The following is a 13,322-nucleotide window of genomic DNA, read 5'->3' as shown; positions in this document are numbered from 1 at the left end:
GAAAAGACTGCTTAAAACGTCCCATTCTTTGTGCTTATTCCAACATTTTTGCTTCCATCACAGGTTCAACTGCATTTCACGCTCAGCCTCGGAAAGCTCAAAGCCACGAGTCTCGTAATGATTGAAAATGGCGCTGACGACTTCTTCTGAATTATCGATCAGCTGAATCAAGTCCATGTCTTGCGGACTGATCATGCCTTCGGTGAGCAATGATTGTCGGAACCAGTCCAGCATGCCGCGCCAAAATTCACTTCCCACCAGAATGATGGGAATGCGACGTGTCTTGCCGGTTTGCACCAAAGTGAGTGCTTCCATCAGCTCGTCCAGCGTCCCAAAGCCGCCAGGCATGACTACATAGGCACTGGCAAATTTAACGAACATAACCTTGCGCACAAAAAAGTGCTGGAAAGTCTGGCTGATATCTTGGTAGGGATTATTGTGCTGCTCGTGCGGTAATTGGATGTTCAGCCCTACACTGGGTGACTTGCCATAGAATGCGCCTTTGTTGGCCGCTTCCATAACGCCGGGGCCTCCGCCCGAAATAACAGAAAACCCCGCATCGGATAGCAACCGCGCAATTTCTTCGGCTTTTTTGTAATATGGATGATTCGGCTTGGTGCGTGCGCTACCGAAAATACTGACGGCCGGCTGGATGATCTTCAGTCGGTCAGTGGCAGAGACGAATTCTGACATAATGCCGAACACACGCCATGCCTCTTTTGAATTCCATACTTCCGGCAATTTCGAAGAAGGCAATTTGGATTGATTGCTCATGATTGAAGAACCCTTTTACAAAAAATGAAAACATTGCTGCTGGTTGATGGCTCGTCTTATCTTTATCGCGCATTCCATGCAATGCCTGACCTGCGCAGTCCGCATGGTGAGCCAACTGGGGCCATCTATGGTGTGCTTAACATGTTACGCCGCTTGCGCGCTGATTACCCGGCAGATTATAGCGCCTGTGTATTCGACGCTAAAGGCAAAACCTTCCGCGATGATTTATATGCCGACTACAAAGCGCATCGCCTTGCAATGCCAGAGGCTCTTGCCGCGCAAATTGCTCCACTGCATCAGCTTATTGCCGCCTCCGGCTGGAATATCCTGACAATTGATGGAGTGGAAGCAGACGATGTGATCGGTACACTGGCACAGCAGGCAACAGTAGGGGGCGCACGCTGCATTATCTCCACTGGCGATAAAGATCTTACGCAACTCGTAAACAGCCAAGTGCAACTGGTTAACACCATGAGCAATGAAATGCTGGACGAAGCGGGCGTACTGGCTAAATTCGGATTGTCGCCAGAACATATCGTCGATTATCTTACCCTAACCGGCGATACGGTCGATAACGTGCCAGGTGTGCCTAAGGTAGGCCCCAAGACTGCCGTCAAATGGCTAAGCCAATATGGCACGCTGGATAATTTAATGGCGCATGCACATGAAATTTCCGGGGCGGTGGGAAACAACTTGCGTAATGCACTGGACTGGTTGCCGCAAGGCCGCATGCTAATTACCGTAAAGTGCGATGTTGAATTGCCCGTACACTTTGATGAACTGGTACCGCCGCCACAAGACAGCGTGCAACTTCGTAGCTTATTTGAACGTTGTGGCTTTAAAAGTTGGCTACGCGAACTGTCTCTTGCCGCGCCTTCGCCCTCAGCAAATCAAGCTGGAGAAGAGGATGGGATGCGGCAAGCCAGCATGTTTGCCGAAGAAGCACCTGTGCCTGCCTCGGTGCATTACGAAACAATCCTGACGGAAACACAACTCGACACTTGGCTGAAAAAAATCCAGCAGGCCGAATTAGTGAGCATAAATACTAAAACCACCGCGCTGGACATGATGACTGCGCAGCTGGTGGGTATTTCATTTGCTATCCAACCCCATCATGCAGCTTATTTGCCGCTCGCCCATCATTACCCCGGGGCATCGGATCAACTTAGCCGTGAGCATGCGCTATTAAAACTTAAGCCGTGGCTGGAAAGTGCACACCACAAAAAACTGGGACACGATCTCAAATATGATCAGCACATCTTTGCCAACCATGCCATTCAGCTTGCGGGCATTGCCGAGGACACATTATTGCAATCTTATGTGCTGGAAAGCCACAAATCGCACGATTTAGACAGCCTTGCGCTGCGACATCTCGGCGTGAAGACTATCAGCTATGCCGAAGTCGTGGGCAAGGGCGCTAAACAAATTTGCTTCGATCAAGTGGACTTGGCAACCGCTACACACTACGCAGCAGAAAATGCCGACATCATTCTGCAACTACATCAAACACTCATGCCGCAGATCAAAATGCAAGGCGGGCTGGATGGGGTGTACCGCAATATAGAACTACCCGCACGACAAGTGCTATATGTCATGGAGCGCAATGGTGTATTGATAGACAGCGTTAAGCTGGCAGGACAGAGTCGTGAACTGGGCGAGAAACTCATTAATATTGAAACGCAGGCATACGCGGCGGCGGGGCAGCCGTTTAATCTGAATTCACCCAAGCAAATTCAGGAAATCCTGTTCGATATACTTGGCTTGCCGGTTAAGAAAAAAACGCCCAGCGGTACGCCTTCCACTGACGAAGAGGTATTGCAGGAACTGGCGCTGGATTATCCGCTACCTAAATTCCTGCTCGAATATCGTGGCATGGCGAAACTTAAATCCACGTACACCGACAAGCTGCCGCAAATGATAAATCGCGAAACCGGGCGCGTGCATACCAGCTACTCGCAGGCTGTGGCAGTAACAGGACGATTAGCTTCCAGCGATCCCAATTTGCAGAACATCCCGGTGCGCACAATGGAAGGGCGCCGCATCCGTGAAGCCTTCATCGCACCGCCCGGTAGCCGCATCGTCTCTGCCGACTATTCGCAAATCGAATTGCGCATCATGGCGCACCTGTCCGGTGATCAGGGTTTGCTCAGAGCATTCTCAAATGCTGAGGACATCCATCTCGCCACTGCGGCGGAAGTATTTTCCACCCCGCTAGATGCAGTGAGTAATGAGCAACGGCGTTATGCCAAGGTTATCAACTTTGGCCTTATTTACGGCATGTCTGCCTTCGGCCTGGCTTCACAACTTAATATCGAGCGTAGCGCTGCGCAGCAATATATTGATCTCTATTTCATGCGTTACCCCGGCGTGGCCGACTACATGCAGCGCACACGCCAGCAAGCTAAACAGCAAGGTTACGTGGAAACGGTGTTCGGGCGCAGATTGTGGCTGCCAGAAATTAACGGCGGCAACGGTATGCGCCGCCAAGCAGCTGAACGTGCCGCCATTAATGCGCCCATGCAGGGCACCGCAGCAGATTTAATCAAGCTGGCAATGGCTGCGGTGCAAAATTGGATAGAGCGTGAACAGATACATACGCGACTGATCATGCAAGTTCATGATGAACTGGTGCTCGAAGTGCCGGAGAATGAATTGGCGCTGGTAAAAGAAAATCTACCTGGGCTAATGTGTCACGTAGCTGAGCTGAAGGTGCCGCTTGAAGTTGGACTGGGTGAAGGCGAGAACTGGGAAGCGGCGCATTGAACCGCCTTGTTGTTGTTTGGCAAGGGTTTTTGAAAATGTACACCCGTTTGCTATTCTGACGATCATGGAGTTACCCGAACACCCGCAAGCGCAGTAGGCCAGGCGATACTAATTGCCTACTGCACTGGTCGTTCCTCAAAGTCTGGGTTCTAGCGGCGGCTATAAAAACCAAGTTCATTCGTACTCGCTGCCAATTCAAGCGTGAAAACGGTATCTGGTAGTTCGGATGCGGGGCTAAAACAGGTGATGGGAGTAAATTGTTATGGTGAGCGGTGAGATGTTGGGTTGCATTTCATCAGTCCAACCCATTCAGTTCAACCTCGCGCGCTACTTAACACAAGACACGTGGCTGACGCCGTTTTCGTCACCGTAGTTAGCGATGCCGCCCTCCAGGTTGACGATAAACTGGAGGCCAACAACAGTGCCGGGCGTGGATGACCAAACGTCGTACAGTGTCCAACCCTGAGAACGTAGTGTTGAAACATTATTGCGGTAAGTAAGATCATGACGAACACCTAGCGTACTTCCATCATACCGACTGAGTGCGACCAGTTCGTCTTTGGTTGGCAGACGCCATTTGTATCCCAGTGCCGTGGATGATGAGCAGATATTCTTAGCCTCAGCTAGGGTGACGACGGTGGCTGCAATGGGTGCCCAAGTAAGCCCACCCTGAATGATGTAACCAGGAGGCAATTTTGCTGGTGCGGCGCTTGGAACCTCAGCTTTTTTCAGCGTATCCGCCGCCGCTACATTTAAAGTTAACAACAAGGCGGTCAAAGTTATGATTAGTTTTTTCATATGGTATTGAGTGTTTGCGGATTGCAGAATAGTACCCTTCATGCATCCGTAGAACAAGTATGTATGCATCAAAGAGCAGGGGCCATCGCCTTGGAGCTACGTTCGGCGCCATAGGTTTTGACCAGATAGTCGACGATTGCAGGGATATCTTCGTCTGCAATCTTCGCGCCAAATGGCACCTTCATTTTCTTGACGGTGGCTTCCCAATAGCCGCGCGGCGAAGCGGGCGGCTGCGACTGGATGTAATGAACCGAGTGGCAAGTCATGCAATTGCGTTGGACCAGCACGTAGCCGGGTAGTTCGCTCGGCTTGAAGACGGCGGTTTCCGGCGGTAGCTGGATATCGAGGGCGATTGCAGAATAAGGTGCGAGGACGCTTGCTACCAGCAGCATGCGAATCAGGACGTATTTCATGCACTTCTCCTTAAACAGCAACGACGTGGGTCGACTCGACCACATTGCGCATATAGCCGCCAGGGTTTGCCAAGGGGCTGAGCGGCTGGCCCTGACCGATCCAGTTGACCGCTCGCACCAACAATTCGTAGTTCCCTTTGTGTTTTGGCGTGAACGCCACGCTCCATTCGCGAAAGGAGTACCTGCCCAGATCCTTGCCCAGTTGAGCGGCCTGCCAGTTTTTGCCGCCGTCGGGCGAAAACGCAACCTCGGTCACGCCGTACCCGCCATCAAAGGCGATCCCGCGCACGATGACCTGGCGTCCGCTCTTGATTTGCATGCCATTGGTCAGGCTGGTTATGAACGAGCGTACGTTCATGCGGTTGATCGGCGTAGTCTTGACGGACTCTTTTCCCGGCTCAATGCAGGCGCACGGATTGTCTGGAATGCGATAGGCCTTGCTCATCCAGAATCCATCGAATACCTTGCCGGTTACCGTAATATCGGATATGTGTTTCACCCAATAAGTGCCGTAGTAGCCGGGGACGACCAGCCGCACGGGATAACCATTCAGCAAAGGAAGGTCGGCGCCGTTCATTTGCCATGCCAGCATGACTTCACCGTCGAGTGCGTGATCGATATTAAGTGCCTTGATGAAATCGGGCACATTACCTAAAGGCGGCGTGTCGAGGCCATTGAATACGACCTGCATCGAGCCTGCTTTCACGCCTGATTTTTCCAACACCTTGCGCAGCGGAATGCCAGTCCAGCGCGCGTTACCCATGGCACCGTTCGAAAGCTGGCCGCCATTGACGCGCGGCGTAAAGTGGCCCCGGCTGTTACCGGAACACTGGTTGACGGCAACCAGATTGACCGCATCGGCCATTTGCTTGAGGTTGGCAAGTGACAAATCGAGCGGTGTATTGACGTTGCCGCCGATGCGCAATCGATAGTTCGACGCATCGATCGAGGTAGGAATGCCGCTCCAGTGATAGCGTACGAAAAACGCGTCGTTGGGCGTAATCACCCCTTCATTGAATACGCTGAATGGAGTTTCCAGCTGGGGCGGGCGAGCAGTGAGCACGATCAGCGGACGCTTTTGCGGGTATGCGACGAGATCACGCTCACCATTTTCGAACGGCAGCGTGACGTGACCGGTTTCTCCAGCAAGTGCCGTCAATACCGTGCTGCCGAATGCGCTTGCAGCGCCCAAGGTGCCCGCCTGCCTGAGAAATCTGAGAAAGGCGCGCCGCTGTAATGCACCCGCTGTCAACACCAAAGTAGGCTTCGCCATGCTGATCTCCGTTATGGTTATTCAATCGGTTAACGCACACTGCTGTTGTCGAGTATAGCGAAAATTTAGATTTTGGCTTTATGTGATTTGTAATGAGCAATGCCATCATGAGCGCTGCTATTTTATCCGGCCTTAATATATATGTTCTAGTAGCGAAGAGGTTTTGCTGCTAGATTGCGGGTTGGTGTATTTGTAGCATCCGTGTTACTTGGACGGGAGTGTTGGTTCCGAATTGATTAACTTTAACTATCAGGATGAAATGAGAAAGGATTCTATGGCAGACTTCAATTACACCACTGTTCCGGGAAAGATTAAGCCTTTTTTAGAAAAAATCAGGCAAATTGGTGTGCCTCCAAAGGCAACAGTTCAATGGCTTAAGACCATTGGATTCAAATCAAGCAATGATACAACGCTACTCGGTGTTTTGAAATCAGTCGGCCTCGTAGATGCTTCTGGAGTCCCGACGGGTGTCTGGTCAAATTACAGGGGAGCCCACCATAAAACTGTACTGGGGGACGCTATTCGAACAGGTTACGCTGAACTATTTGCGGTATATCCAGATGCATGGCAACAAGACATTAAGGACCTTGAATATGTTTTCAGCACAAGCTCAAGCGCAGGCAAGCAGGTTATCTCCAAAACTGTCGCAACCTTTAAATCGCTATGTGAGTGTGCTGAATTTGGTGAACCCAATAATCAGCCTTCGCCAGTTTTACATACCGGGCCGATGCATGCCGCCATAGCGAGGCCGTCTGCGCAACCAGTTAACTCTGACGCCCGCAATAGCCACAACCCATCGGTTCACATTGATATTCAGATTCATATTTCACCTGAAGCCTCTACAGATCAGATTGATCAGATATTCAAGAGCATGGCAAAGCACCTCTACGGTGCGAAAGAAAATGAATGACATTTAATGCAAGTAATATCTTCAAAGCTGTCAAGGCCATCGACATTGATGTTCGGCGGGAGTTAGGGCCACCAGAAGAAGGTCTCCTTGCAGATTCACAAGTTGTCGTTCCACGCTCAATTGTCCGTGGAACTCGTGGTTACATTGAAAAAGTTGCTAACCAAGCGAATGGTTGTTATGAGAAGGGTTGGTACGATGCTTGTGCAGTAATGGTTAGACGATTAATTGAAACATTAATTATTGAGGCATTCGAGAAGCATTTAATCGCTCACAAAATACAAAACACACAGGGTGATTTTCTCTACTTACGGGACCTGATAAATTGTTGTTTGGCTGAGTCGACGTGGAATCTCAGCCGAAACTGTAAGCAGGCCTTACCAAAACTCAAAGATATCGGTGACAAATCTGCGCATAGTCGTCGATTTATTGCGCAACGCGGCGATCTCGACCCTAATTTATCTGACATTAGACTTGTAGTGCAAGAGCTTATTTACCTGTCTGGATTAAAGTAAACCCAATCTTTGTCTCAAATTTGAAAGCTTCCTAAAAGTTGACAGACAGCCTATGCGGGCTAGTGCCGATGTTAAAATCAAACCACGAGGATCCAGTGCACAGTTTCATCGTCTCTGGCGCACCAATAAATAAAGGGCTTTCAGTTAAAAGCTGAAAGCCCTTTATTTCTAAGGTACGGAGTCTTGCCTAAGTGAGCATTGATTTTTTCATGATCAAAATCAATAAGTTGATCTCGTCAACTGCATTCATTGGTGATGCGCGCGAACTCCGCCACTCCCAGATTTTCAGCACGTAATTGCGCATCTATTCCCAATCGGACGAAATCATCTTCCGTTAAATAGGCTTTGAGCGTGTTCCGCAGGGTTTTGCGTCGTTGCCCGAAGGCTGCAGCGACAATTTGTGCAAATAATTTTTCGTTTTGCACCAGCACTTCGCTCGCTGGCAGAGGGATCATGCGCACAATGGCGGAATTCACTTTGGGTGAAGGACGAAAAGATTCCGGCGGAACGTCGAGCAATTTTTCCATGTGGAAACGGTATTGCAGCATCACCGATAAGCGGCCATAGGCTGGGGTTGAGGGCTCGGCCACCATGCGCTCCACTACTTCGTTTTGCAACATAAAGTGCATGTCGTGTATGCGCTCGCAGTAGCCTGAGAAGTGGAACAGCAGTGGCGAAGAAATGTTATAGGGCAGATTACCGACAATGCGCAAGGGTGCGGGCAATTGCGCCAGGTCAAACTTAAGTGCGTCTCCCGCATGGATGATCAGCTTATCCTGCGGGTAGTCTTTTTTCAGGTGAATGATAATGTCGCGATCGATCTCAACTACATGCAGTTGATTAAGCCGCTGCAGTAATGGACGAGTCAGCGCACCCAGGCCCGGGCCGATTTCCACCATGATATCCGCAGCTTCCGGGCGGATCGCTCGGACGATGTCGGCGATGATTTGCTCATCCACCAGGAAATTTTGGCCGAATCTTTTACGTGCTGTATGCATTGGAGTACCGGGAAATTTTCATTCCTGCGAAAGTGGAAATCCAGTCAAAAAATCCTTGATCTCTTCTTTCGCGAGGATAACGACTTTTCGATCAAGAGGAAGCTGGATCATGCAGCCCAGCATGTTGTGCCATATCAGCTGCCATCTGAATAGCTTCAAGTATACTGCCTGCCTCAGCGCGCCCACTACCGGCCAGTTCCAGCGCTGTACCGTGATCCACGGAAGTACGAATGATGGGGAGGCCCAGCGTTACATTCACACCCCGCCCGAAGCTGGCGTATTTCAATACCGGCAGCCCTTGGTCGTGGTACATGGCCAGTACGCAGTCGCATTGTGCAAGCCGTTGTGGAGTAAAAAGCGTGTCGGCGGGTAAGGGGACGCTGACATTCATGCCTTGCGCGCGCAACCGATCCAGCACCGGAATCATGATGTCGATTTCTTCGTGCCCAAGATAGCCTCCCTCACCTGCATGAGGATTGAGTCCGGCAACCAGAATGCGAGGCTGGGCAATGCCGAAACGCCGCATAAGATCACGTTGAATAACGTGCAACACATTTTCCAATAATTCAGGCGTAATTGCGTCAGCTATTTGCCGCAAAGGCAGGTGAGTGGTGGCTAGCGCCACGCGCAGGCCGCCGCCCACAAGCATCATTACTACTTGCTCGGTATGTAATTTTTCCGCTAGAAATTCAGTGTGTCCAGTGAAAGGAATGCCGGCATCATTAATGACGCCTTTGTGTACAGGCAGGGTGACCATGCCGGCGAATTCCCCCGACTGACAACCTTGCATCGCGCGGATTAGCAGATCGAGAACATAAGGACTGTTGGCTGGATTTAGCTGGCCAGCCTGAACGGGTTGTGCCGTTGGCACATGCAGCACGCGCAAATGCCCGGATGGCAGAGGAGATAATTGCTGCGGATCATAATCATGCAATTGAACATTTAGCCCCAGCAGCGCTGCGCGTTGTTGCAGCATGTGCTTGTCGGCCAGCACCACCAGCGTCTGCCCATGTTGGGACAATTGCAAACAAAGGTCGGGACCAATGCCTGCTGGCTCCCCGGCGGCAACAGCCAACAGCGTAGCTTGCGCCATCAGAGCGCTGGTTCGAGTCGATACTCGATGGTAGCCCCGTCGCGTAACTGGCGCAGCCAGTCCTGATACGCAGCGTCGGATTTGTCGGCACGTATCGCCATTTGCGCTTGTTTCTTTTTCTCTTTCACACTTACATCGGTGCTGCGGCGGTCCAACACCTGGATCAGATGCCAGCCGAAGGTAGATTGCACGGCGCCACTCATCTGTCCGATTTCCAATTGATTCATCGCGGCTTCAAATTCAGGCACCGTGTCACCGGGTGAAATCCAGCCCAAATCACCGCCCTTCGCGGCACTGCCGTCCTCGGAATAAAGTTTGGCCTGTTTGGTAAAGTCAGCGCCCTTTTCTATTCGCTGCTTGATGACCAACAGACGGCTCTTGGCTTCATTCTCCGGCACCAATTCGCTGGTTTTGATCAAGATGTGGCGTGCTTCGGTCTGTGTGATGACGACTGAATTCTCTTTGCTGCGTTTCTCAATTAGTTTGAGGATATGAAAACCGTTAGGGCTACGAAACACCGGGCTGGTTTCGCCGGGAGCCATCTTTCTCAATACGTTCAAAAAAATGGCAGGCGTACGATCAGCTGATCGCCAGCCCAGATTACCGCCCTCTAAGGCGTCCTTGGCATCAGAAAATCCTGCAGCCACTTGAGCGAATTCCGCGCCACCGCGTAATTGTGCCAAGGCTTGATCGGCACGCTGTCGGGTAGCCTGGATTTTATCGGCACTGGCCTGCTCCGGTACCAGTACCAAAATGTGTGCTAAATGGAATTCCTCACCCTTACCTAATTGCTTAGCCTGGTTATTAAGGTAATTATCGACCTCACCCTCGCTAATCACCAATTTACTGTCAACTTCGCGCTCACGCAGACGAGCATAAATAATTTCGCCTCGAATTTCCTCTCGAAATTTCTTGAAGTTCACATTTTCTTTTTCCAGCTGGGCGCGAAATTCGGTCAATGAAGGGAATTTATTTTCCTTGGCGATGCGCTGCATGGTTTTGTCGAGCTGGATATCATCAATGCGGATGCCGGTTTCCTTGGCAAACTGGACTTGCAACATTTCCGTGATCATGCGTTCCAGCAACTGTTTTTTCAACATATCTATGTCTGGTAATGCTGTGCCCTGTTTTTTCAACTGACGCTCTACAATACCGAGCCGGTCTTCAAGCTCGTAGCGGGTAATGGCATCGTTGTTTACCACAGCCACAATCTGATCGATCAATATAGGTGCTGTTTGTACCGTGATTTTTTTTGTTATATCAGGAGTTTGCAAATCAACGGCAGGTGGTAAGGTTTGATTCTGCGACGATAGCTTTTTTGCTGTGTCCGGGGTCGGTACATTAGGTGCAGGATTTGCAGAAGGTGCGGGAGTTGTAGAGGGTGCAGTCTGAGTTTGCGCTTTGATTTTTTTTGTTGTACCGGAGGTTTTCTGCAAACCAGCGGCGGAGACGTTTGCCGTGCAGGCTAGTGACAGAAGGAGTGCCAGCACCAACTTGATATGCAGCATAATGATCTTTTTTCCTAAGTGAAAATTTGTTAACGCAATCCCTGCTCTGAACTTACAACTGGGGGTTGGTTCAATTTTGTAAAGCCGGCAATGCTCTGACGCAATGCATTCAATGGGTCGGAGCCTACTCTGACCAGACCATTTAATTCCAATTGTGCGAATATACCGGTTGAAAGCTCATTGGTGGCAGTGGCAAAACGTTGTACCACCAGTCGTGCTGTCCAACAGCTTTCATTATACTCGAGCCCGGTCAGCAGCTCCAAAATACGGTGATCCTGCAGAGAATAATTCCAGCGTGCCATCGCACTCCAACGTCTCGACAATGGCCACTGAGTGGATATGTCCACCTGTCTCAGGCTGTCACGCGTAAAGCGGTAACCTAGGTTGAGCACCTTGCCACTTTCCGGCTGGTAACGTGCTCCCACGTTTAATTTCTCTTCGCGTGCTTGGTTGGGGTTGTACTGGAAAGCGCTGTTCAGAGACAACTTCGGTGTAATCCGGCCTAAGACAGCAAGCAAAATGTCTGATTTGTTGTTGGTAGCTACCTCGGGGTTCACCAGATTTACCAGCGGTGTCTTAAAGCTGTAGCGCTGGCCTATGGCGACGCGCAACCGCTCTGCGCCGGTATTCGCTTCAAGCAGGCGGGAGGTAAGCGACAGCGTTACTTGCTTGGCGTCACCAATGCGATCGCTACCGAAAAAACGATTTTCGGTGAACATCTGGGCAAAGTTAAAGTCGGCCTGGGCTGTGTCGAAATTCGGCACCAGGTTTTGATTGCGGTAGGGGATGTATAAGAAATAAGCGCGCGGTTCCAGTGTCTGCACGTAATTCTTTTCGCCCACATTCCAATCACGTTCCAGCACCACGCCGCTGTCCAGACTAACAATCGGCAAGGTACGGTTGGTATCAGGTAGCGCCCCAGAATTGTTTGCACCCAGCGAATAATGAGTGTAGTGCACGCCAAATTTGGGAGTCACATAAAACGAGGGTGTGGCTATCAACGGATAGCTCATACTAGGATACATTACCAGACGCTGCCCATTAACGGCCGTGGGATGGCTGAAACTTACAAACTCTCCGGTAAACGCCATATTTGCCCCAGCCACTGGACGAAGCGCGCCCAAGGTTATTTGCGGCAAGCGGCGATATGGCTCCGCTACTGGCGCGGCCGGATCCTGCAAGGTTTGATAGCTCTGCATCCGCGCCGCTGCATTCCACCAGCCACCGCTATAGGACAGTACGCCTTCACGCACCAGATTGGTTAATGACGTACTGCTTATTGTGTTCGACAGATCACGGAAATAGGTGTGATCTGATACATAGTTGAAGTTTGTCGATGCGTTAAACCCATAACCCAGATTTTGTACATGCTTGAGTGATGTCCGCAAACGGGTGCTGTCAGTAAGCGCATCATTGGGTAATATGTCCAAATGAGCCTCACCGGCATAATTTTTGTCCATGTAACGTAATTCGTTGTTAAGCATTAATCCCCGTTTGACCATGGCGCGCGGCGCAATGGTTGCATCACGGTTGGGCGCGATATTCCAGTAAAAGGGCAGCGTCACTTCAGTACCACTCCGTGCAGTACTACCGAACACCGGGCCAAGGAAACCCGATTGACGTTTGTCACTGAGCGAAAAATCCATCCACGGCATATATAAAATAGGCACACCCAGAAACTCCACGCGGGCGTTGCGTGCCACCCCCACTTGGCGGCCGTTGTCAATTTCCAGTTGGCTTGCCTTTAACATCCAGTCGTCATTACCTATGGGGCAGATGGTGTAGGCCACATTCTGTACGGTGTATTTTTGCCGACCTTCCATAAGCAGGATATCGGCGCTCCCGCGCGAATTATTGGCGGCCAGTTGAAACGTCGGCTTCGTCATATCGCCGATATTTGTATCCAGATTAAGCTTCACATGCGGGCCCTGCATTTTGATGCCGTTCTGCTCCACGCGCACCGCACCATCGGCAATCAACTCTTTGCTGAGTTGCTGGTATACCACGCGATCGGCGAAGATAGCCTGCCCGCGCTTGCGCACCTCGACCTCGCCGCTGGCAACGATCTGGTTTTCAGTCTGACCTTCTACGCGCTGTGCCGAAATAAAAGCAGGAGTCTCTTCGTTGCCTTTTGGCAAATTCATGAAGGTACGATCGAGTTTCAGCAGCAATACTTCGCCTTCGGCATAAACCACAGGCATAAAAGCATAGAGTAAGGAAAACGCAACGAGGTTAAGGCGAAAATGCATTGAGCAGGGTCAACAAATTAAGGTGCTAAAA

At 50.7% G+C, this 13,322-nt stretch carries 11 protein-coding genes; 3 read left to right on the top strand and 8 right to left on the bottom strand.

Annotation, left to right across the window (positions count from 1 at the left end; genetic code table 11):
- Positions 1-57: 57 nt before the first annotated feature.
- A complete protein-coding gene (locus W01_RS08765) occupies positions 58-774 on the bottom strand; it encodes an LOG family protein (RefSeq protein WP_173053897.1) in 717 nt (238 codons plus the stop codon).
- Positions 775-798: 24 nt separating this feature from the next.
- On the opposite strand from W01_RS08765, the gene polA reads away from it, so the two are divergent.
- Positions 799-3,537: a DNA polymerase I gene (gene polA / locus W01_RS08760; RefSeq protein ID WP_173053895.1), complete on the top strand. Its 2,739-nt coding sequence runs from the start codon at positions 799-801 to the stop codon at positions 3,535-3,537.
- Between the two features lie 327 nt (positions 3,538-3,864).
- Here the strand turns inward: polA and W01_RS08755 are convergent, their stop codons facing one another.
- The 3 genes from W01_RS08755 to sorA form a co-directional block, all read right to left on the bottom strand.
- Complete coding sequence (locus W01_RS08755; RefSeq protein ID WP_173053893.1) at positions 3,865-4,335, bottom strand: Lcl domain-containing protein; 471 nt, start codon at positions 4,333-4,335, stop codon at positions 3,865-3,867.
- A gap of 68 nt (positions 4,336-4,403) precedes the next feature.
- Positions 4,404-4,748 carry a SorB family sulfite dehydrogenase c-type cytochrome subunit gene (sorB, locus tag W01_RS08750; RefSeq protein WP_173053891.1) on the bottom strand — a complete coding sequence of 115 codons (345 nt, stop codon included), beginning with the start codon at positions 4,746-4,748 and terminating at the stop codon, positions 4,404-4,406.
- A 10-nt stretch (positions 4,749-4,758) separates the two neighbouring features.
- Positions 4,759-6,021 carry a SorA family sulfite dehydrogenase catalytic subunit gene (gene sorA / locus W01_RS08745; RefSeq protein ID WP_173053889.1) on the bottom strand — a complete coding sequence of 421 codons (1,263 nt, stop codon included), beginning with the start codon at positions 6,019-6,021 and terminating at the stop codon, positions 4,759-4,761.
- A 274-nt stretch (positions 6,022-6,295) separates the two neighbouring features.
- On the opposite strand from sorA, the gene W01_RS08740 reads away from it, so the two are divergent.
- Together W01_RS08740 and W01_RS08735 are read left to right on the top strand one after the other, a co-directional pair.
- On the top strand, positions 6,296-6,931 hold the full coding sequence (locus W01_RS08740; protein ID WP_173053887.1) for a DUF5343 domain-containing protein: 636 nt from the start codon (positions 6,296-6,298) through the stop codon (positions 6,929-6,931).
- The gene (locus W01_RS08735; RefSeq protein WP_173053885.1) at positions 6,928-7,443 is read left to right on the top strand and encodes a hypothetical protein; all 516 of its coding nucleotides are present in this window, start codon (positions 6,928-6,930) and stop codon (positions 7,441-7,443) included. The genes W01_RS08740 and W01_RS08735 overlap by 4 nt, the downstream gene beginning before the upstream one ends.
- Before the next feature lie 236 nt (positions 7,444-7,679).
- Here W01_RS08735 and rsmA read toward each other — a convergent pair whose 3' ends face one another.
- The 4 genes from rsmA to W01_RS08715 all read right to left on the bottom strand — a co-directional run bounded on the left by rsmA (position 7,680) and on the right by W01_RS08715 (position 13,291).
- On the bottom strand, positions 7,680-8,441 hold the full coding sequence (rsmA, locus tag W01_RS08730) for a 16S rRNA (adenine(1518)-N(6)/adenine(1519)-N(6))-dimethyltransferase RsmA (protein WP_173053883.1): 762 nt from the start codon (positions 8,439-8,441) through the stop codon (positions 7,680-7,682).
- A gap of 91 nt (positions 8,442-8,532) precedes the next feature.
- Entirely contained in the window at positions 8,533-9,534 is a 1,002-nt protein-coding gene (gene pdxA, locus W01_RS08725) for a 4-hydroxythreonine-4-phosphate dehydrogenase PdxA (RefSeq protein WP_173053881.1), read from the bottom strand.
- Positions 9,534-11,042, bottom strand: coding sequence for a peptidylprolyl isomerase (locus tag W01_RS08720; RefSeq protein WP_173053879.1), 1,509 nt, complete (start codon positions 11,040-11,042; stop codon positions 9,534-9,536). The genes pdxA and W01_RS08720 overlap by 1 nt, the downstream gene beginning before the upstream one ends.
- A gap of 29 nt (positions 11,043-11,071) precedes the next feature.
- Positions 11,072-13,291, bottom strand: coding sequence for an LPS-assembly protein LptD (locus tag W01_RS08715; RefSeq protein WP_173053877.1), 2,220 nt, complete (start codon positions 13,289-13,291; stop codon positions 11,072-11,074).
- Positions 13,292-13,322 lie beyond the last annotated feature (31 nt).

This window comes from Candidatus Nitrotoga sp. AM1P, from assembly GCF_013168275.1.
Taxonomy (GTDB): Bacteria; Pseudomonadota; Gammaproteobacteria; order Burkholderiales; family Gallionellaceae; genus Nitrotoga.
Note: the sequence above shows the minus strand (reverse complement) of the source record. Positions and strands in the feature narration are given on the sequence as shown.